Genomic DNA, 18,847 nt, shown 5'->3' with positions numbered 1-18,847 from the left:
GTCGGTGCGTTCGAGAACTGAAGGCGTGGATATCCGCCGGGTCGTAGTGGCGATCTGCTTGATCCTCGCCGGACTGCTGTACTCCGCGTGGGTGGCCGAGTTCTTTCTCGATACCGGCCTGGACCCGACCACCTCGTTCCTCAGCGAACTCGACGCCCGCGATCAGCCGTACCGCGAGTTCTTCTCCACCGCAGACGTCGTCACGGGTTCACTGATGGTCTTCGCCGCGGTTCTCGGCTTCCTGGCAACCCCGCGTCGACGGCTCGTCGTCACCGGCTGGGTCGCGTCGGGCATCTTCGGTATCGCCACCATCGCCGACGCAAAACTCCCCCTCGAGTGTGTCGCGGCCGACGATCCGAGTTGCCCGATCGAACCCAGCGGGCTCTTCCCGCAACTCCATCATCTTCACGCACTCACCAGCACCATCGCGGTGTTCGCGATCTTCACCGTCATGGTTGCGTTCACGCTGGCCGCGTTCCGCTACCGGCTGTACCCGCTGCTTCGCACGCTGGGCCTTGCCGTCCTGATCCTCACGACGCTGGCCACCGCGTGGCTGTTGATCGCCGACAATCTGCCCGGTCAGTACGGGCTCGGCATCGCGCAACGGATTCAAGTGGGCGGGATGTCGGCGTATCTGGTGGTGCTGGGATGTGCGCTTAGACTCGGCGCATGTCCTTCACCGCGACCGAACTGAACGGATCCAAGGTAGAGCAGTACCAGCAGCTCACCGAGCAGGCCCGCGGCCTGGTATACGAAGAGTCGAATCTGATCGCGAACGCCGCCAATCTCTCTGCGTTGGTCTATCACGCTCTGCCCGAGGTCAATTGGGTCGGCTTCTACCTGTACGACGGCACCGAACTGGTGGTCGGGCCGTTTCAGGGTCAGCCTGCCTGCGTGCGCATCGCCCTGAGCAAGGGTGTCTGCGGTGCCGCCGCGACCACCCGTGAGACGCAGCGCGTCTCTGACGTCCATGCCTTCCCGGGCCACATCGCGTGCGATGCCAACACTCGCTCCGAGGTCGTCGTACCGCTGCACCAGGGCGAGACGCTGATCGGTGTGTTCGATCTGGACAGCCCTGTCCCCGATCGCTTCGACGCCGACGATCAGGCCGGCCTCGAAGCGATCGCGGCGGTTTTTCTCAACTCTCTGGGGTAGAACCAGCTGCCGCCTCGAAGAACCAGGCCATGACCAGCGCACCGGGGTCGACGACGCCGCGCGCGGCCTCACCGACGTAGCTGGCACGGCCGCGGTTTGCGGTGATGTCCTTCGTCGATTCGGCTCCGGTTCTCGCCGCGTCGGCAGCGTCCTGCAAGGTTCCGCCGTCCTTCTCGAGCGCGTCTACGGCCGGGGCGATGGCGTCGACCATCGTCTTGTCGCCCACCCGTGCGCCACCGAGTTCGGTGATGCTGTCCAGCCCGGCACGGGCGGCCTGCCCGACAGCCGCGAGATCCGGCTCGGATTCCAGCATCGTCCGGTAGAACTGGCGGAACCAGATGCCGAACAGCGCGCCGGACGTACCGCCCGCATGGCCGAGGTAGGCCTCACTCACCGCCTCGAATACCGTTGCTGCCGAGTAGGTTTCCTTGACGGCGTCCAGATCGAGCTGTTCGAGGGCCGCCACCATGTTGGTCCCGAAATCGCCGTCGCCTGCCTTGCGATCCAGCTCGGTCAAGGCAGGTTCCTCGTCGAGTACCCGCTGCGCCCACGTCCCGATCCATGTCGAGGCGAACGCCGAAACCTCTCCGGAGTCAGAGGGCTCGAAGGAGGGCCCGAAGCCTCCGCGTTCGCCCACCGGCTTCGCACCACGGCTCTGGGCGTTGGGCCAACCGGGCGCGTCGGTCGGCGCGTCCCAGAGTTCGAGCATCTCGTCGTCGGCGCGCACGAGGGTGATCGAGGCTCCGCCCATGTTGAGCGCGGTGACGAAGCTGCCGACGAGCGAGCGGGATATCTCGATCCCTTTGCTGTGCAGATACTCCGAGAGTTCACCGAACAGCAGGTGCAGCTCCAGCGGGTGCGTTGCCCCGAGCCCGTTGACCACGGCGATCACCGATTCGCCCGAGTTCAACCCGAGCGAGTCCACGATGGGATCGGTCAGCTTCGCGACGATCTCCTGGGCAGGCAGCCGGGGCACGCGGTCGGTGCCGCGTTCTCCGTGGATGCCGATGCCGAGTTCGATCTCTTCCCTGGGCAACTCGAAGGACGGTTCGTCCGCTCCCGGCAGTGTGGGCGGGTTCAGCGCCACCGCCATGCTGCGTGCGTTCTCCGCGGTTCGACGCCCCAGCGCGACGATCGCCTGCAGGCTGTCGCCGCGTTCTGCCGCTGCACCGCACACCTTTTCGACGACGATGGTCGCCGCGGTGCCGCGACGACCCGGGCCGTCCTCGCTCTCACTGGCCACGTCGTCGTCGACGAGAACGACATCGGCGGCAATGCTGTCCTCCTGCAACAACTCCCGGGCGATCTTGAAGTTCATCACGTCGCCGGTGTAGTTCTTCACGATGTGCAACACTCCGCCGCCGGAGTCCACGGCCTTGGATGCCTCGTGTACCTGGAGAGCGTTGGGTGAGGTGAAGACCAGCCCCGGGCACGCGCCGGTGAGCATGCCGCGACCGATGAAGCCGGCATGCAGCGGCTCGTGCCCCGATCCCCCACCGGACAGCAGGGCGACCTGACCGTCCGAGATGCGGTAGCGGCGGGTGAGATAGCCGGGATCGGCGTGCCAGGTGACGTCGTCGGTGGCGGCGACGAAACCGCGGAGGGCGTCGGCGACGAATGTTCGAGGGGAATTGGAGAACATAACTCCACCCTAACCACCTGCGCCGCGTCCCTTCGTCGGTTCTGCGAGACGGATACAGTCGGGGCATGACTACCGAGACCTGGACGCTCGACGCATCGCACGGCGGGCAGTTGGCTGTCCGGACGGATGTCACAGGAAAAGCATCCAAGATGGGGCATCGCCTGACGATCGCGGTGAACTCCTGGTCTGCGACAGTCGAGTGGTCCGGGGGCGCTCCCGCCGCGGTTTCCCTGACCGCCGAGGTGAGATCGATCGAGGTGGTCCACGGCGAGGGCGGACTGACGCCCTTGATCGGACCGGAGAAGATCGTGGCGAAAGCCAACGCGCTCAAGAGCTTCGACGCCGACCGATATCCGTCGATTCAGTTCCGTTCGGCGGAGATCACCGCCGTCGACGCCGGATTTCGACTGTCCGGCACGGCGGAGATTCACGGCGTTTCGAGGGAGATCACCGTGGATGTGGACGTCACGGACCTCGGCGATCGATGGCACATCGCGTCCGAAACTGCTGTGCGTCAATCGGATTACAAGATCACTCCGTATTCGCAGATGTTCGGAGCAATGAAGGTGGTCGACGAGGTCACCGTGACGTTCGACGCCGAATATCGCAAGCCCTGAGCCTTTCCAATTCACCTGCAATGGTGGACACTACGGCGGTGAGTCGAAATCGATGGATGATCGGATCGTGCGTATCGGCCCTGCTGCTGACCGTAGGCCTGACTGCGGGCTGTAGCAGTCCAGCCTCGACGTCTCCCGATGGACCTCCCGGAGTGAACGTCAACGGCGTGGGAGAGGTCCAGGGCGCACCGGATACGTTGACGACCCAGATCGGGGTTCAGGCAACGGCCGAGGACGTCACCGCCGCCATCGAACAGGCGAACGCGGCCGTCAGCGAGGTCACGGACGCCGTGATCGCAGCCGGCGTCGCTCGCGAGGACATCCAGACCCAACAGGTGTCGATCGATCCGCAGTACTCGGGCGCACTGCCGGGCGGCACCTCCGCCATCTCCGGATACCAGGCCACCAACACCCTGCAGGTCACGGTTCGGGACCTGTCGAAGGCCTCCGCAGTGTTGGGCGACGCCACAACGGCCGGCGGAAACGCGACCCGCATCTCCGGGGTCTCCTTCAAGATCGACGACGATTCCGAGCTGATCTCCGATGCCCGGTCCAGGGCGTTCGCCGATGCCCGCGATCGCGCCGAGCAGTACGCGACGCTCGCAGGGGGAGAACTCGGCGACGTTCTGTCGATCACGGAGTCGATCACCGGCCAGGAGCAACCGAGGTCGTTCGCCGATTCCGCCAGTTCGTTCGACACGGCGGTGCCCATCGAACCGGGGCAACAGACCGTCAGCGTGTCCGTGTCGGTGAAGTGGGCGTTGAACTAGCGGAGTGAGTTGCTGCCGCTGCAACGGTTGCTCCACTGAAGAGGTTGCAGACGGGGATTCGCCGACTCACGTCCCGGAGTGGAGCAAAAGTTGCAAGACCACCACGCAGGGGCTCAGCCCGCCTGCGGGGGCGGAAGCCGGTAGTTCACCGGAGTGGCCGAGAAATCCAGCGGATTACGGACGCCGTCGGCCGCTGAACCCGGAACCTGAACTCGCGGTTCGAGACCGAGTGATTCCGCGAACGCGAACGCCTCCTCGATGGAATTGACCGGCCCCGCGGGGACGTTGCGGGCCATCAGATCTCGATACCATTCGTCGGCCGTACGTGATCGCAAAGCCGAGTTGAGGATATCGACCAACTGATCTCGATGTTCGACGCGAAGAGAGTTGGACGAGAACCGCTCGTCCAGAGCCAATTTCGGGAACCCAAGCACCTCGACCAACGCCTGGAACTGCCGGTCGTTGCCCACGGCCAATGCCAACGGACGATCGGCGGTCTCGAACACCTCGTACGGCACCAATGAGGGATGCTTGTTGCCCATCGGGACCGGCACGACGCCGGCCCCCAGATAGGCCGACGACTGATTGCTCAACGCAGACAGCACCGACGCCATCAGTGAGGTGTGTACCTGCTGACCCGCGCCGGTGTTCGATCGATGATGCAGTGCCGCAAGGATTCCGCTGAGCGCGTGCAGTCCGGTGACGATGTCGACCATCGCCACTCCCACCTTGGTGGGTGTCTGGGCGTCGGCCCCGGTGACGCTCATCAGCCCGCCGACGGCTTGGACCACCAGATCGTAACCGGGGAGCGCGGCTCCGCCACCGGTACCGAAGCCGGTGATGGAGCAGTAGATCAGACCGGGATTGCTCTGCGAGAGCGTCGAGTACCCCAGGCCGAGGCGGTCCATCGCGCCGGCTCGGAAGTTCTCGATCAGAATGTCTGCACCCGAGACGATCTCGAGCGCCTCGGCTACGCCGCTCTCGGACTGCAGGTCGATGAACCGAGACGTCTTGTTGCGATTGACCGAGTTGAAATATGTTGCGGTGCCAGCGGAATCGTACGGTGGTCCCCACGATCGGGTGTCGTCACCGGTTTGGGGCCTTTCGATCTTGACGACCTCGGCGCCCATGTCGCCGAGCATCATCGTCGCGTACGGGCCGGCGAGCACACGAGAGAAGTCCGCGACGACGAGGCCTGCGAGTGGACCGGTGGCATGCGTCATCGGTCCACTGTATTTGCGCGACAGGCTGCCGTTCAGTTCAGGTCGGGAACGAACGCTCCGAGGACGGCGACCATCGTCTCCACGATGAGTTCGATGGGTGGGCGGGGCGGAACGGTGCGGGACCAGTCGGAGACGATCTCGGTGAGGGCACCGAGGAATGCTGTTGCGGCCAAACGATATCCGCCGGGCGGAACGAAGTCGGACCCGATCTCGGCGCGCAGGGTGGCCTCGAAGAACTCCACCCACTGTGCACGACGGCGCGTCCGGTGCTGTTCGACGGCATCGCTGACACCCAGCATTTCCAGATACGAGATCCGCGCGCGGCGCGGATCACCCCCGATCGATCCCACCAAGGCCGTCATCGCAGCGGCGACGAGCGCGCGGCGATCTCGGTCGACGTGACCGTCGAGTGCGGCGACGACCGCAGCCAGCGCGTCGTCTTGGATCAGGTCGTACACATCCACGAGCAGCGCCTCACGGTTGGCGAACTCGGCGTAGAACTGACTGCGCGCCAGACCGGCTGCCGCGCAGATATCCGCTACCGAGGTGGCTGCGTAGCCGCGTACCCCGATGACCTCGATCCCGGCGTGCAAGAACCGTGCGCGGCGATCGGCTCTTCGCGCGGCAGACGATTGTCCGGCGTACATGCGGCCTTGATCGTCGGCGACAGTCACCGGCGGAGTCTACCGCCGGTGACGCCGTCGCCTTCCGTGCGCCGATCGGTTCCCTCACGCCCCGATCGGCTTACCGAACAGTCCGGCGACTATCTCGCCTACAGCGTCGACGAAGAGCGGGTGTGCACTCGTGTCGAGCGCCATCGAACCGACGTCGTTCGTCCGGCAACCGGGTTCCACCGGAACACCGGCAAATCGGTCGCGCATCCACAACACCGCGCTCGGAAAAGCGATCAATTCCAGAGTGATGTGCTCACTGAAATGGTCGCGGGTGTAGGTGACATCGGCACCGGGACGGCTGCAATACGAATCGACCATCGCGTTGACCGGTCCGACCGGCACCAGCCAGTCCGGGTTGGAGTGATAGACGTAGAGCGGCATGTTCGGAGTGGTGTCGCCGAGCCGCATCGCGGACAGCGCCTTCTTCACCACTGGTTGTTGGATCGGGTCGCCCTCGGTGTGCAGAAAGCCCTTCAGATTGACGAACGGCAGCAGCGCCGAGCTGTAACCGACGCAGAGATTGTCCTTGGCCGCGAACAACGCCCGGCCGAGCGGATCGATGTGTTCGTCGATGAAATCGGCCAACTCGGGATCTTCACGACTGGCACCGATGATTCCGGCAGCGACGATTCCCGAGCCGAGTGTGTTGTTCGCGTTGTCCACCAAAGCCCCGAGTTCAGCGGGGGTTCCGCCCTCGGTGACTCCGACGATGTCGAGCTCAGGGGCGTAGCGTTCGGCCAGTTCGGCTGCGTGTCCGGTCGCTATCGCGCCACCGGAGTAGCCGCTCATCCCCACCTTGGTGGCCTCCCCGGCCAACTGCATGGGCGCGAAGTTCTCGGCGGCTCGGATTCCGTCGAGGGTGATCCGACCGGCGACCGGCCCTGCGGCGAACGAGTTGTTCGGACCTTGATGATCGGGTACCGATACCGCCCAGCCCTGCGCCAACGCTGCTTGCACCTCGAGGAATTGAGCACCCGACGTCACCGCGCCTGTGACCGGCCAGGGAATCGCACCCGCGCGCATCGCATACGAGGGCGCACAGTAGGCGGCGAGAGAATCCTCGGCCAACTGAATGGAGATCAAGGGCCGCGATGCCGCGGGGACGCCACGGGGTTTGATGACCGTGGTCACCGCAGCAATCGGCTCGTCGCGACCGTTGTTGGACCGGAAAGACAACTGCCACGCGTCGACCTGCGTGGGGATGACGTTGAGAGTGGCCAGTTCGACCGGCCGTGCCGCGATGATCTGGCCCGGCGCGGTCGCGGCCACCACGTCGGCGGGCGGAAGGTAGAAGTCGGTGTCGAATTCCGGGATCTTCGGCCACGTGAACGGTGCCAGAGGCGGCTGGATTTCCACATCAGGCGAATCGGGTGCAGCAGCAGCGGGCGTCGCCATGGCGGCGAAAGCCGCTGCGGCGGTCATCACGCTGATCGCTGTACGCAGCGTCCAAGATCGGGCAGAAGACACGGGTGTACTCCTTCGCGCCGGAGGACGGGATCCACAGGAGGCGCGCCCGGCGACGGTTCGTACAGCGCATCCAACGCATCTTGGACACCGATGTCCGAGATGGTGTTCAGAACTGTAGAGCGAAGTGGCGTGGATAACAATCCCCGAATCGAAAAAGATTCAGAAGTGAGCCGATTCCAGCTTCAACCGATCGCCTCTCCTGGTCAGGCGACCGCGAACGACCGCTTCGCCAAGCCGAACTGGAAGCCGGTGATGGCTGTGGTCACCGGCGCTTCCGGGTTCTCCGCGGCACCGAGCGTGACGAACAGCGGCGTGAAATGTTCGACGGTCGGGTGCGCATACGGCATTCCCGGTGCAGCGCTCCGGAAGTCCGCAAGTGTGTTGACGTCACCACGCGCCAACGCGTCGGCCGCCCACAGATCGAAGTCCTCCGACCACGTCGGCACCGTGTTGGTGGCGAAGTTCTCCCGCGAGAGGAACGGTAGTCCGTGCGTCATGAAACCCGAACCGATGACCAACACTCCCTCAGCTCGAAGTTCTTTCAGCGCAGCGCCTATCGCCATCAGCCGGTCAGGAGCATGCGTCGGCAGGCTCAACTGCAGAACGGGGACGTCGGCATACGGGTACATCACCTTGAGCGGAACCCAGGCACCGTGATCGAGTCCGCGAGAGGTGTGTCGGTGCAGATTTTCCGACGCCGGGATTGCCGCGGCCACCCGTGCGGCCAGCACCTCTGCGTCGGGCGTCCGGTATTCCATCGAGAAGTAGCGCTGGGCGAAACCGCCGAAGTCGTAGACCAGCGGAGTCGCGGCCGCCGATGCGGACAAGCTCAGCGGGGCCTCCTCCCAGTGCGCGCTGACGATGAGGATCGCCTTCGGCTTGGGCATCGACTGCGACCAGGTGAACAGCTGGTCCATCCAGAGGGCGTCATCGAAAACCGGCGGTGCGCCGTGGCTGATGTACAGGGCGGGCATCGGACCGTCGCTCGGGGTCCACATCTGCTGTGACCGGCTCGCGGGTGCGGTATCGGCGAGAAATGCGTCGAACGCTGCTCCCGCGACGGGCGGGTTGATCACAGATGTCATGGCGGGTCCTTCGAGTGTTTACTTGAAGCTTCAAGTTACCACTCGAGTCGATTCATGACAACGCCACCTCGCGGGTAGACCTCGATCGCCGGTGACCTCAGCGTCCACTATTCGTGCCTGGAAACCTTTTCCCGTTTGTGGGAGCGAATTGTGGACACTCACGTCAGTGCCGTGAGGCGTCGACGCACCGTATCGATGATGCGGTCCACCACGTCCGCGAGGTCGCTACCGCTACACCCAGCGTCCCGAAGTCATCGTGCAACAGACCAAATGGTATGTAAACCCCTCGGGGCCTAGGCTCGGCTGCATGCCGGACGCCGTCTATCGCGCACCCATGCCGGGCGGCGTCGAGCGTGCCCTCACCTACGGCCTCTGCGGAATGTCGGCCGACGACGAACGCTCACTACGACGCGTCGAACGCTTCGAGCAGGTACCCGACGAATCGTGGATCTGGACGCGAACCGAGCGTGGGGAGTATTTTCTCGGCCGCATCTCCGGCCCTATGCGTGAGGATCACAGCGCCGACGCAGTGGCGTCGAACATGATGTTCGTGCGCGACTGCGAGTGGACGAGCGAACCCGTTCCCGAGCGCGAGGTTCCCGCGGCGACACTGCAGACCTTCGCGCGCGGTGGCCGCAATTTCCAGCAGACCCACGACCCGCGGGTCGGTGCGGAGTCGGCTAGCGTGTGGCGAGCCCGAGGTCGTTGACCTGGGGATCTATCTGCACGACGGAGTAGCCCTGAATCTCGAACTTGTTCTCGCCCTCGGGCGGTCCGAGGACGGCACGGACGATCAGCGTTGCGGCGGCAGCGACGAGTGCGATCACGATGACCACTGCTGCCACGATCAGCAGGGTCCGTGGGCCACCGAACAGGTTCTTCGAGCTCATGGGTCCATCATGACCCCTGCGGGATGAGACACGAATCGCGCGTACGGAAGTAATAAAGGTGTTGATCAGATGAGTTCATGGCTACAGTGAATCGGTGACCGATTCACCCGAGCCCGACTTCTGGTCGTTCATCGAGACCGCCAACACCACGCTGGCCCGGGACTACGGGTTCGAACATCAGCTGGCGACCGAGGTGCTGCTGACCCTCAACCGGGCGTCGAACATCGTCACCTACGACCTCGAAGCGACGGTTCATCGCCCGCGAGGCTGGTCGTGGTCGTCGTTTCGGCTGATGTTCGTCACGTGGTTGTCGGGCCCGATCGAGCCCAAGCGGGCGGCCGAGCTCACGGGTATGAGCCGCGCGGCCGTATCCAACCTGTCCAAGACCCTCATCGCCGGCGGACTGCTCGCCAGCACTCCCGACGAGAAGGACGGGCGTTCGGTGCGCCTCGCCCTCACCGCCCAGGGGCACGACGAGATGGTCGAGGCGTTTGCCGAACAGAACGAACGAGAGAACGCGTGGGCCAGCGCGCTCACCGAACCCGAGCAGCGGATCCTGGTGATGCTGTTGACCAAACTCATCACCCACCGCAGCCAATTCGACGTCCGGGGACGCAACTGAGGGTTGCGTAGATCACGTAAAAATAGTTAATGTGTTTACTACAAGCAGTGAACGCAACACAGGAGCGATGACGTGGCCTATTACCGGCAGCTCGGATCGGTACCGCCGAAGCGGCACACCCAGCACCGAACTCCCGACGGCAACCTCTACTTCGAGGAGTTGATGGGCGAGGAGGGCTTCTCTTCGGACTCGTCTCTGCTCTATCACCGCCACATTCCGTCGGCCATCGTCGACGCCACGGTCTGGGATCTGCCCGACCAGACAACGACCCCGAATCACCCACTGATGCCGCGACACTTGAAGTTGCACGAGCTGTTTCCGGTCTCCGTCGTTGCCGACACCGACGTCGTCACCGGTCGCCGGCTCGTCCTCGGCAACGCCGACGTCCGACTCTCCTACGTCGTCGCATCGAAAACCTCACCGCTGTATCGTAATTCGATCGGCGACGAGATGGTCTACATCGAATCCGGTTCAGCCACCGTCGAAACCGTGTTCGGAACCCTCGAGGCGCGGCAGGGCGACTACGTGCTCATTCCGCGTGCCACGACGCACCGCTGGATTCCCGACGGCACCCTGCGCGCCTACGCCATCGAGGCCAACAGTCACATTGCACCGCCCAAGCGCTTTCTGTCGAAGTACGGCCAGCTGCTCGAGAACGCTCCCTACTGCGAACGTGATCTCCGCGGCCCCACCGAGCCCCTACTGGCCGACGGCAGCGACGTCGAAGTGCTTGTCAAACACCGTGGTTCGACGGGCATCGTCGGAACCCGATACGTCTACCCCAACCACCCGTTCGACGTGGTGGGGTGGGACGGTTGCCTGTATCCGTACACGTTCAACATCTCGGACTACGAACCGATCACCGGCCGGGTGCATCAACCACCGCCTGCGCATCAGGCATTCGAGGGCGCCAATTTCGTGATCTGCAATTTCGTGCCGCGCAAGGTCGATTACCACCCGTTGGCAATTCCGGTGCCGTACTACCACTCCAACGTCGACTCCGACGAGATCATGTTCTACGTCGGCGGCGACTACGGGGCCCGCAAGGGCTCGGGCATCGGGCAAGGCTCGATCTCGGTGCATCCGGGCGGTCACGCTCACGGACCGCAACCCGGTGCCTACGAACGCAGTATCGGTGCCGAGTTCTTCGACGAGCTGGCCGTCATGGTCGACACGTTCCGCCCCCTCGAACTCGGCGAAGGCGCTCTCGCATGCGAGGACACCGGGTACGCCTGGACCTGGGCCGGCCGGGGACCGAACCGATGATCCCGAAGTTCTTCCATCGCCTGTGCGACGACGCCGCAGTCTTCCCTCCCGGCAACGCGCCTCTCGATGTTGCTGTGGCACAACACCTCGAATACCGGGCCAGTTCTTTCGCAGACCTCGTCGGCCCGTTGGTCGTGCCGATGGACCGGGTGAACGAGCTGCACCTGGGTGCTCGGATGGAGGTGGCGTTGACCGCACCTGCCGGGCCGGGCAGCGTGGAGGCAGGCCTGCGGGTCGCCGACCGCACGGCCGGCGTGACGGTCGTGTCCATCGAAGTGGCCATGCCCCACGGCACCGACATCGATGTGCTGCGCGGCATCACTCAAGACATCGACATCTATGTCGAAATTCCCCGAGACTCCCGAAAAGACGACATCTTCGACGCGGTCGACGAGTTCGGGTATCGCGCCAAGTTCCGAACCGGCGGCGTCACGGCCGACCAATATCCGGACGAACACGAACTGGCCGCGTCCATCTACCGGGCGGCCCAGCGCGAGGTCCACTTCAAGGCCACCGCAGGTCTGCACCATGCCGCCCGTAACACCGATCCCCACAACGGATTCGAGCAGCACGGTTTCCTCAACGTGCTCCTCGCCGCGCAGGCCGCACACAGCGGCGCTCGCGTCGGTGAGCTCGAGAAGATACTGGCGATTCGAGACGCAGACGTCCTCGCCGGGCTCGTCGCCGGGATCGAGGGACAGCGTGCATTCGCCTCCTTCGGCACCTGCAGCATCCGTGAACCCCTGGACGATCTCGTCCGCCTCGGACTCGTCCCACCTCAGTGAACCCCATCCCCGTACATCAGGAGCGCCGCTCATGACGCACATCGACATCCCCGCCGATTCCGAGTTCGGAATCGACAACCTTCCGTACGGCATTGTCAGCACTCCGGGCACGGACGCTCGTGTCGGAGTCCGCTACGGCGACAACGTCATCGATCTATCCGTAGCTCTGGGAGATGCGGAATTTTCTTCGCCGAGCCTCAATGCGTTCATGGCTCGCGGACGCAATCGGTGGGTCGAGGTCCGCTCGTCCGTCACCGACATGCTCACCGGTGGCACGACCCCCGCGGAAGCAATCGTGCCCGTTTCCGATGTCACGATGCATCTCCCCTTCGAGGTGGCCGACTACGTCGACTTCTACGCCTCCGAGCATCACGCGTCCAATCTCGGCCGGCTCTTCCGGCCCGATGCCGAACCGCTGCTACCGAATTGGAAGCACCTACCCGTCGCGTATCACGGTCGGGCAGGCACGGTTGTCGTCTCCGGCACCGACATCAAGAGGCCTTCCGGACAACGCAAGGCACCCGACGAGGCGTCGCCCACCTTCGGGCCGAGTCGGCGACTGGACATCGAAGCCGAGATGGGCTTCGTCGTCGGCGTACCGTCCGACGGTCCCATCTCGCCGGATCGGTTCTCCGAGCACGTGTTCGGTGCAGTCATCGTCAACGACTGGTCGGCTCGCGACATTCAGGCCTGGGAGTACGTGCCACTCGGGCCCAACCTCGGTAAGAGTTTCGCGACGTCCATCTCGCCCTGGGTGGTGCCCTTGCTCGCATTGGAGCACGCGCGAACCTCGACGCCGGTGCAAGACCCCGAGCCGCTCGAGTACCTCCGCGAATCCCATTCCTGGGCTCTCGATATCGACCTGACGGTCTCGTGGAACGGTCAGGTCGTATCCCGTCCACCGTACAGTGCGATGTACTGGTCGCCGGCTCAGATGCTCGCGCACGAGACCGTCAACGGCGCACGCAGCCGAACCGGTGACCTATTCGCGTCGGGCACCATCTCGGGACCGGAGAAGAATCAACGCGGCGCATTCATCGAACTGACCTGGGGCGGAAAAGAACCGGTGTCACTCGGCGCGGAGACTCGCACCTTCCTCGAAGACGGCGACGAGGTCGTCATCGCTGCGAGTGCTCCAGGGGAGAACGGTGCCCGTATCGGATTCGGTGATGTTCGAGGTCGGATCGTGTCTGCCTGACAGGAGTCGAGGGAATTACCACAGATTCTGAAGTAGCGGTAGGCCCCCGCGGTGGATTTCTTCTCCACCAGCCGTGGCCCTCGGGCGGATGCCCGCGACTGCCGAACCCCGGAAACTTGCTTGTGTCGCGAGGTAATCGAACACCGCAAGAAACCCGGGAGTGCAGTGAACGTCATGGTCCGAAATACGTTGAGCCGACGAACCTTGTTGGTGGGGTTGGCGTCTGCGCCGATCGCGCTGTCGGCGGGATGCGCTGCGAGTAGGTCTACTCCGGGGTCCGCTCCGTCCGGTGTCGAGGCCGCGACGTCCGATGGCGGCCGCCGGCCACTACCGGTGCCGCCCCTGGCGGACTCCACCGTCGACGCCGCCGGTGTCCGCCACTTCACGCTCACCGCACAGGCCGGCAGCACCGAGATGTTGCCGGGTGTGCAGACCCCGACATGGGGTTTCGACGGTTCGATCCTGGGGCCGACCATCCGGACCCGGCGCGGCGAAACCGTCGCGTTCACCATCGACAACGCCCTGCCGGAGGACACCACCGTGCACTGGCACGGTGTGCACGTCCCGGCGCGATACGACGGCGGACCCCACCAGACGATCACACCGGGTGGACGCTGGGAGCCGACGTGGACTGTGAACCAGCCGGCGGCGACGCTGTGGTACCACCCCCACCCGCACGGTGCCACCGAGAAACATGCGTACCGGGGACTGGCCGGTATCTTCCTGGTCGACGACGAGGACGCCGACTCTCTCGATCTGCCGAAAACTTATGGTGTGGATGACTTCCCATTGATCATCCAGGATCGCCGGTTCACTGCAGACGGTGCTCTCGACGAGTCCGACCCGACCGATGCAGGCCTCCTCGGCGACACGATCATCACGAATGGAATCGCCGGCGCGCACTTGCAGCTGAGCACCGAACTGGTGCGACTGCGAATCCTCAACGGTTCCGGAGGGCGAATGTACAACCTCGGATTCGCCGACGACCGCGATTTCACGATGGTGGCCAGCGACGGTGGACTGCTCAGCGAGCCGCTCCCGCTGAGCCGCATCACACTCAGCCCCGGAGAACGAGTCGAGATCGTCGTGGCGGCGGGCGGTAGTTCTCCGATGATGCTGCGCGCGTTTCCGTTCGACGACCAGCCAGAAATCGACCGCGACATCGCATCCGACTACGGACTGACCGATTCCTTCGACGTGCTCGAGCTCCGACCGGTCCCCAACCCCGAACGATCCCGGGCGTTGCCGGCTGTGCTCGCCGACATCCCCCGCCTCGAACCGGCCACCGCGGTCGCCGAGCGTAGATTCGAACTGCAGTGGTTCATGATCAACGGCGAGCAGATGGACATGAATCGCGTCGATTTCACCTCGGCCGTCGACACCACCGAGGTGTGGACGATCCACAACGCGGACAACTGGCCGCACAACTTCCACGTGCACGATGTCCAGTTTCAGCTCCTCGACATCAACGGTGCAAATCCTCTGCCTGCGCTGGCGGGGTGGAAGGACACTGTCTACGTTCCTCCCGGCACCACGATCCGGTTGATACTGCGGTTCACCGAGTACACGGACCCGACGTTTTCGTACATGTTCCACTGCCATCTGATGAGGCACGAGGATCAGGGCATGATGGGCCAATTCCTGGTCCTCGGACCGAACCAGACTGCGACCCCGATGCAGATGCCTGCAGACACACCCATGCAGCACGGCGGCCATTGAGCGCCGTCGACCGATCGTGCACTGTCGACGTCAACTGCGCCGGTAGGCCCACACCGCCAGCCGAACTCTGTTGTTGCACTCGGTCTTTGCCATCAGATTCGCCACGTGTGTCTTGACCGTCGAGACCCCCAGATGCAGACAGTCCGCGATCTCCTGATTTCCCAAGCCCTCACTGACAAGCCTGAGAACCTCGATCTCCCGCGGGCTCAGCTCGACGTTCTCGGTGCGCTCGACAGCACGCCCCTCCTCGACTGCCCGGTTCACGAGCCTTCGCAACAGATATGGGGAGAACGGGAGTTCGCCGTCGGCGACGCGACGGATGGCGTCCAACAGTTCGGCCGGTTCGGTGTCCTTGACGAGAAATCCTGCTGCTCCGGCCGCAAGAGCCGGGTAGAGGTGGTCGTCGTCGTCGAAAGTGGTGAGCACCAGCACCTTCGGTGCCGAGCCGGAACCCAGGATATATCTGGTGGCCTCGATTCCGTCGAGGCCCGGCATCCTCAGATCCATCAGGATGACATCCGGTGACATTTCGGCGGTCAGACGAATCGCCTCCGCACCGTTGGCACCTTCGCCGACGACATCGATATCCTCGGTCGACTCACAGAGCATCCGCAGCCCGGCCCGGACCAGGCGCTGGTCGTCGACGATGAGTAGGCGGATCATCGTCCACGCTCCGAATCGGAGAAGGTGAGTCCGGCACGGACGGACCAGCTCCCGTCCTCGGCGCCGACCGCGAGCGTGCCCCCGGCGAGCGCGACACGCTCGGCCATGCCGGTCAATCCGTGCCCGGCAGGGTCGACGGGCCCGGCAGGGTCGTCGAGACGGCTGACTACGGACGCGATCACGCCGTCGTGCTCGCGGACGACCGAGACAGTCACGGGTTGATCAGGATCCGCGTGCTTCATGACATTGGTCAACGACTCCTGGACGACCCGGAGCAGGGTGAGCCTTCCGATCGTGTCCAGCTCGCCGAGGTCGGTATCCACCTCTGCGTCGACGGTGATCCCCGTGGTGCGGGTGCGCTCGATTGCTGCAGCGATCTCGGTGGACACAGCATCGGCCTCCACCGACGCGACCTCCCCGGGCGAGGGATCCCGAAGCGCTACGAGAAGTCTGCGGATGTCGTCCAGCGCACCCGACGCGGTGGCGTGGACGTCGTCGAGCACACTTCGAACGCGCGGGTCGGCCTCGGCCACGACATGCTGTGCGACACCGATCCGCAACACGATCGATGCCATGTGATGGGCCACCAGATCGTGCAACTCCCGGGCCAACGCGGCGCGCTCGGCCAGGCGGGCCCGCGCCGAATCCTCCAGCCTTCGCATGTCGGCGTCGGCGGCTCGCGCCCGATACGTGGCGGCCAAGCGGCGCTGAGCCCGCAAATACAGCCCGAACAACAACGGCAAGCCGACAACGGCAAGAGTTTCGACCGCAGTGGCAGGACGCCAGAAGGTCGAGGACTCACCGGCGGCAATCCCCCACAGAACCGCGACCGTCCACCACACGCTGGCCACGACCACCGGCGCGGATCGTGTCGAACGCATCGCCACCTCGGCCAGACCGGCCGCGCCGAGATAGGGAACCAGCTCCGACAATCCCCACGCGTGAGCGAGAAACATCGGCACCGCCAGCGCTGACAGCGCGAGCGAGACCGGTAGCGGCCACCGGCCGCCCAACAGAAAGACCACCGCAGCGGCCAGCGCCGCTGACCAGTACCAGAGCGGCACCTGGTACTGGTCAGGAAAGTTGCTGGCCAGCAGCAGCAACGGCACCAAAGCCAACGGCACCCAGCGCACGAACGGCAGCAAGTTGCGGCGCGGGGACATCTCGATCACCCCTTCGGTCGGCGAGGACGAGCCGAACTCAATGTTGCCCATGCCGGATCAACCCCTTGGACGCTGCAGCTGCCACGGCAGAGGTTCGTGAATCCACGCCCAACTTCGTGTAGATATGGGCCAGATGGGACTTGACGGTCGCCTGGCTCAGGAACAGCCTTTGACTGACCTGCACGTTCGAGTGGCCGTCTGCCACCAATTGCAGTACTTCGATCTCACGCAATGTCAATGTGCTGCCGGGTGTCCGCATCCGGTCCATCAGTCGAGATGCGACCGCGGGCGCGAGCGCCGACCCTCCCGCTGCTGCAGTGCGCACAGCTGCACAAAGATCATCAGGCGGTGCGTCTTTGAGCAAGTAGCCCACCGCGCCGGCTTCGATAGCGGCGAGGATGTCGGCGTCGGTGTCGTAGGTCGTCAGTACCAGTACGTGCGGTGCGCCGGGAGAGGCGGCAATGGCGGCAATAGCGTCGACGCCGTGCATACCGGGCCCGAACTGCAGGTCCATCAGAACCACGTCGATCTCGAGTTCGGCGGAGAGTTCGATCGCCTGCTCGGCCGTCGTCGCCTCGGCGATGATCACGAAGTCCGACTCGGTCTCGAGTACCGCACGCAACCCTGCGCGCACTATCGGATGGTCGTCGGCCATCAGAAGACGGATCATGTTCGCACCTCCAACGGCACAGTGACGGCGACGGCAGTGCCCTGGCCCGGTCTCGACTCCACCACCAGGGTGCCCTGCAGCGAGCGAGCACGTGACCTCATCCCCGGTAGTCCGAATCCGCGATCCCCAGCGCTGATGGTGTCGGGATCGAAGCCGACACCGTCGTCGACGACATCGAGCGCCACCTCGGTGTCCATGAAGCTCAGAGTTACTGTCACCCGGGTCGCGTCGGCGTGCTGCGTGGCGTTCGCCAGAGCGGACTGAGCGATGCGCAGCAGAGCGACCTCGTGTGCTGTATGGAGGGGTATCGGTAGACCGGACAGCTGCCAGTCGACCGGTAGCCCTGCAGCTGCAGACGTGCCAGCACACAATCGTTCCAACGCCGAAGGCAGCGAGCCGTTCTCGAGATCCGGCGGGGTCAGCGCACGAACGAAGCGTCGAGCCTCCTCGAGGTTGCTCGACGCCGTTTCTCGGGCGTGTACAACATGCCTGTTCGCCTCGTCCGGCCGTTCGGGGAGTAGACGTTCGGCCGCGCGGAGCAGCAAGTGGATACTCGACAGCCCCTGAGCCAGGGTGTCGTGGATTTCACGGGCCAGCCGTTCACGTTCGGCGAGAACCCCGGCTTCGTGCTCCGCTGCTGCCAGCTCTCCGCGCGCGGCGGTCAGCTCCTCGATGAGCGTGCGCCGCTGTTCGCTCTCGCGGTAGAGCGCTTCGTAGCCGAGAACGACCGCGATCGCGACTGCGGCACCGAGCGAGGGCCCGACTACTGCCCCGACCTCGAAACCTCCTCGATGCCAGCAGAATCCAGCGATCGCCGTGAGGGTGGTCCACACAACCGCCGTCAGGCCCCACGTCGTCGGCAGAAGATGGAGCTGAAGAAAGAACAACGGGAACGCGAGGTAGACGGCTTCGGGGCTCACCACGAGCAATGCCGTCCACACCATCCCGACCGCCAGTAGCCATCCCGCGGCAGTTGCACCGGAGTGACGCACTCTCGGCCAGGTAGCCCCCACCGCGTACACCACGCCCAGGGCGATCGCGAGCACGATGACCGCAGTCAGGTGCGGTACGCGCTCCTGGACCGCACGTACTACCGACAGCGTGAGCAGTGCCGCCAGCATCAGATGTAAGCACCCGCGCAGGATGCGCATGACAGGGGTGAGCGACGACGGATCCATAACGACGTCCAGGTTATGCGGTTCGCACCCGACCGACATCGGCCAAAAGGTGTAGCGGAC

Annotated in this window: 20 protein-coding genes; 10 read left to right on the top strand and 10 right to left on the bottom strand. The window is 64.6% G+C overall.

All coding sequences use genetic code 11. The annotated features are described in order from the left end of the window. Positions 1–4: 4 nt before the first annotated feature. Together CH295_RS11645 and msrC are read left to right on the top strand one after the other, a co-directional pair. Positions 5–694: a DUF998 domain-containing protein gene (locus CH295_RS11645; protein ID WP_252342005.1), complete on the top strand. Its 690-nt coding sequence runs from the start codon at positions 5–7 to the stop codon at positions 692–694. Beyond that, positions 670–1,155, top strand: coding sequence for a free L-methionine (R)-S-oxide reductase MsrC (gene msrC / locus CH295_RS11640; protein WP_094740774.1), 486 nt, complete (start codon positions 670–672; stop codon positions 1,153–1,155). The genes CH295_RS11645 and msrC overlap by 25 nt, the downstream gene beginning before the upstream one ends. Here the strand turns inward: msrC and CH295_RS11635 are convergent. Continuing rightward, positions 1,139–2,797, bottom strand: a complete 1,659-nt coding sequence (locus CH295_RS11635) for a dihydroxyacetone kinase family protein (protein ID WP_094740773.1) — start codon at positions 2,795–2,797, stop codon at positions 1,139–1,141. The genes msrC and CH295_RS11635 overlap by 17 nt on opposite strands. 65 nt (positions 2,798–2,862) lie before the next feature. On the opposite strand from CH295_RS11635, the gene CH295_RS11630 reads away from it, so the two are divergent. Next, on the top strand, positions 2,863–3,414 hold the full coding sequence (locus tag CH295_RS11630; protein ID WP_094740772.1) for a YceI family protein: 552 nt from the start codon (positions 2,863–2,865) through the stop codon (positions 3,412–3,414). A gap of 152 nt (positions 3,415–3,566) precedes the next feature. Continuing rightward, the gene (locus tag CH295_RS11625) at positions 3,567–4,184 is read left to right on the top strand and encodes an SIMPL domain-containing protein (protein WP_094635752.1); all 618 of its coding nucleotides are present in this window, start codon (positions 3,567–3,569) and stop codon (positions 4,182–4,184) included. Between the two features lie 113 nt (positions 4,185–4,297). Here CH295_RS11625 and CH295_RS11620 read toward each other — a convergent pair whose 3' ends face one another. From CH295_RS11620 to CH295_RS11605, 4 genes are all read right to left on the bottom strand, one after another. Beyond that, positions 4,298–5,407 (bottom strand): CaiB/BaiF CoA transferase family protein, encoded by a 1,110-nt coding sequence (locus CH295_RS11620; protein ID WP_094740771.1) that lies wholly within the window; start codon positions 5,405–5,407, stop codon positions 4,298–4,300. 32 nt (positions 5,408–5,439) lie between these two features. After that, entirely contained in the window at positions 5,440–6,081 is a 642-nt protein-coding gene (locus CH295_RS11615) for a TetR/AcrR family transcriptional regulator (protein WP_037187621.1), read from the bottom strand. A gap of 54 nt (positions 6,082–6,135) precedes the next feature. Continuing rightward, a complete protein-coding gene (locus tag CH295_RS11610) occupies positions 6,136–7,548 on the bottom strand; it encodes a lipase family protein (RefSeq protein ID WP_502694488.1) in 1,413 nt (470 codons plus the stop codon). 203 nt (positions 7,549–7,751) lie between these two features. After that, positions 7,752–8,633: a dioxygenase family protein gene (locus CH295_RS11605; RefSeq protein WP_094635754.1), complete on the bottom strand. Its 882-nt coding sequence runs from the start codon at positions 8,631–8,633 to the stop codon at positions 7,752–7,754. A gap of 307 nt (positions 8,634–8,940) precedes the next feature. Here CH295_RS11605 and CH295_RS11600 point away from each other — a divergent pair, with 307 nt between their 5' ends. Further along, positions 8,941–9,342: a hypothetical protein gene (locus CH295_RS11600; RefSeq protein WP_094740770.1), complete on the top strand. Its 402-nt coding sequence runs from the start codon at positions 8,941–8,943 to the stop codon at positions 9,340–9,342. Here the strand turns inward: CH295_RS11600 and CH295_RS11595 are convergent. Then, a complete protein-coding gene (locus CH295_RS11595; RefSeq protein ID WP_094740769.1) occupies positions 9,314–9,523 on the bottom strand; it encodes a hypothetical protein in 210 nt (69 codons plus the stop codon). The genes CH295_RS11600 and CH295_RS11595 overlap by 29 nt on opposite strands. 94 nt (positions 9,524–9,617) lie before the next feature. Here CH295_RS11595 and CH295_RS11590 point away from each other — a divergent pair, with 94 nt between their 5' ends. The 5 genes from CH295_RS11590 (at position 9,618) to CH295_RS11570 (ending at position 15,113) form a co-directional block, all read left to right on the top strand. After that, entirely contained in the window at positions 9,618–10,145 is a 528-nt protein-coding gene (locus tag CH295_RS11590; RefSeq protein ID WP_037187611.1) for a MarR family winged helix-turn-helix transcriptional regulator, read from the top strand. Positions 10,146–10,217: 72 nt separating this feature from the next. Then, positions 10,218–11,411: a homogentisate 1,2-dioxygenase gene (locus CH295_RS11585; protein WP_094740768.1), complete on the top strand. Its 1,194-nt coding sequence runs from the start codon at positions 10,218–10,220 to the stop codon at positions 11,409–11,411. Then, a complete protein-coding gene (locus CH295_RS11580) occupies positions 11,408–12,196 on the top strand; it encodes a PDZ domain-containing protein (protein ID WP_094740981.1) in 789 nt (262 codons plus the stop codon). Before CH295_RS11585 ends, CH295_RS11580 begins: the two co-directional genes overlap by 4 nt. Positions 12,197–12,227: 31 nt before the next feature. Continuing rightward, complete coding sequence (gene fahA, locus CH295_RS11575; RefSeq protein ID WP_094740767.1) at positions 12,228–13,394, top strand: fumarylacetoacetase; 1,167 nt, start codon at positions 12,228–12,230, stop codon at positions 13,392–13,394. A gap of 174 nt (positions 13,395–13,568) precedes the next feature. Next, a complete protein-coding gene (locus CH295_RS11570; RefSeq protein WP_094740980.1) occupies positions 13,569–15,113 on the top strand; it encodes a multicopper oxidase family protein in 1,545 nt (514 codons plus the stop codon). Between the two features lie 30 nt (positions 15,114–15,143). Here the strand turns inward: CH295_RS11570 and CH295_RS11565 are convergent, their stop codons facing one another. The 4 genes from CH295_RS11565 to CH295_RS11550 are packed head-to-tail and all read right to left on the bottom strand — an operon-like array spanning position 15,144 to position 18,787. Continuing rightward, a complete protein-coding gene (locus tag CH295_RS11565) occupies positions 15,144–15,776 on the bottom strand; it encodes a response regulator (RefSeq protein ID WP_094740766.1) in 633 nt (210 codons plus the stop codon). Then, positions 15,773–16,990 (bottom strand): sensor histidine kinase, encoded by a 1,218-nt coding sequence (locus CH295_RS11560; RefSeq protein WP_252342004.1) that lies wholly within the window; start codon positions 16,988–16,990, stop codon positions 15,773–15,775. Before CH295_RS11560 ends, CH295_RS11565 begins: the two co-directional genes overlap by 4 nt. Then, the gene (locus CH295_RS11555) at positions 16,977–17,609 is read right to left on the bottom strand and encodes a response regulator (RefSeq protein ID WP_037187600.1); all 633 of its coding nucleotides are present in this window, start codon (positions 17,607–17,609) and stop codon (positions 16,977–16,979) included. The genes CH295_RS11560 and CH295_RS11555 overlap by 14 nt, the downstream gene beginning before the upstream one ends. Further along, positions 17,606–18,787, bottom strand: a complete 1,182-nt coding sequence (locus tag CH295_RS11550) for a sensor histidine kinase (protein ID WP_170945871.1) — start codon at positions 18,785–18,787, stop codon at positions 17,606–17,608. The genes CH295_RS11555 and CH295_RS11550 overlap by 4 nt, the downstream gene beginning before the upstream one ends. Positions 18,788–18,847: the final 60 nt, after the last annotated feature.

Source organism: Rhodococcus sp. 14-2483-1-2 (genome assembly GCF_002259405.1).
In the GTDB taxonomy this organism is placed as follows: Bacteria; Actinomycetota; Actinomycetes; order Mycobacteriales; family Mycobacteriaceae; genus Rhodococcoides.
This window is presented reverse-complemented; position numbering and strand designations above follow the sequence as displayed.

What these genes read in the sequence shown, in the direction of transcription:
- msrC (WP_094740774.1), top strand. Translation starts at nt 670, where the DNA reads ATGTCCTTCACCGCGACCGAACTGAACGGATCCAAGGTAGAGCAGTAC.
- CH295_RS11635 (WP_094740773.1), bottom strand. Translation starts at nt 2,797, where the DNA reads ATGTTCTCCAATTCCCCTCGAACATTCGTCGCCGACGCCCTCCGCGGT.
- CH295_RS11630 (WP_094740772.1), top strand. Translation starts at nt 2,863, where the DNA reads ATGACTACCGAGACCTGGACGCTCGACGCATCGCACGGCGGGCAGTTG.
- CH295_RS11620 (WP_094740771.1), bottom strand. Translation starts at nt 5,407, where the DNA reads ATGACGCATGCCACCGGTCCACTCGCAGGCCTCGTCGTCGCGGACTTC.
- CH295_RS11605 (WP_094635754.1), bottom strand. Translation starts at nt 8,633, where the DNA reads ATGACATCTGTGATCAACCCGCCCGTCGCGGGAGCAGCGTTCGACGCA.
- CH295_RS11600 (WP_094740770.1), top strand. Translation starts at nt 8,941, where the DNA reads ATGCCGGACGCCGTCTATCGCGCACCCATGCCGGGCGGCGTCGAGCGT.
- CH295_RS11595 (WP_094740769.1), bottom strand. Translation starts at nt 9,523, where the DNA reads ATGAGCTCGAAGAACCTGTTCGGTGGCCCACGGACCCTGCTGATCGTG.
- CH295_RS11580 (WP_094740981.1), top strand. Translation starts at nt 11,408, where the DNA reads ATGATCCCGAAGTTCTTCCATCGCCTGTGCGACGACGCCGCAGTCTTC.
- fahA (WP_094740767.1), top strand. Translation starts at nt 12,228, where the DNA reads ATGACGCACATCGACATCCCCGCCGATTCCGAGTTCGGAATCGACAAC.
- CH295_RS11570 (WP_094740980.1), top strand. Translation starts at nt 13,569, where the DNA reads ATGGTCCGAAATACGTTGAGCCGACGAACCTTGTTGGTGGGGTTGGCG.
- CH295_RS11565 (WP_094740766.1), bottom strand. Translation starts at nt 15,776, where the DNA reads ATGATCCGCCTACTCATCGTCGACGACCAGCGCCTGGTCCGGGCCGGG.
- CH295_RS11560 (WP_252342004.1), bottom strand. Translation starts at nt 16,990, where the DNA reads ATGGGCAACATTGAGTTCGGCTCGTCCTCGCCGACCGAAGGGGTGATC.
- CH295_RS11555 (WP_037187600.1), bottom strand. Translation starts at nt 17,609, where the DNA reads ATGATCCGTCTTCTGATGGCCGACGACCATCCGATAGTGCGCGCAGGG.
- CH295_RS11550 (WP_170945871.1), bottom strand. Translation starts at nt 18,787, where the DNA reads ATGGATCCGTCGTCGCTCACCCCTGTCATGCGCATCCTGCGCGGGTGC.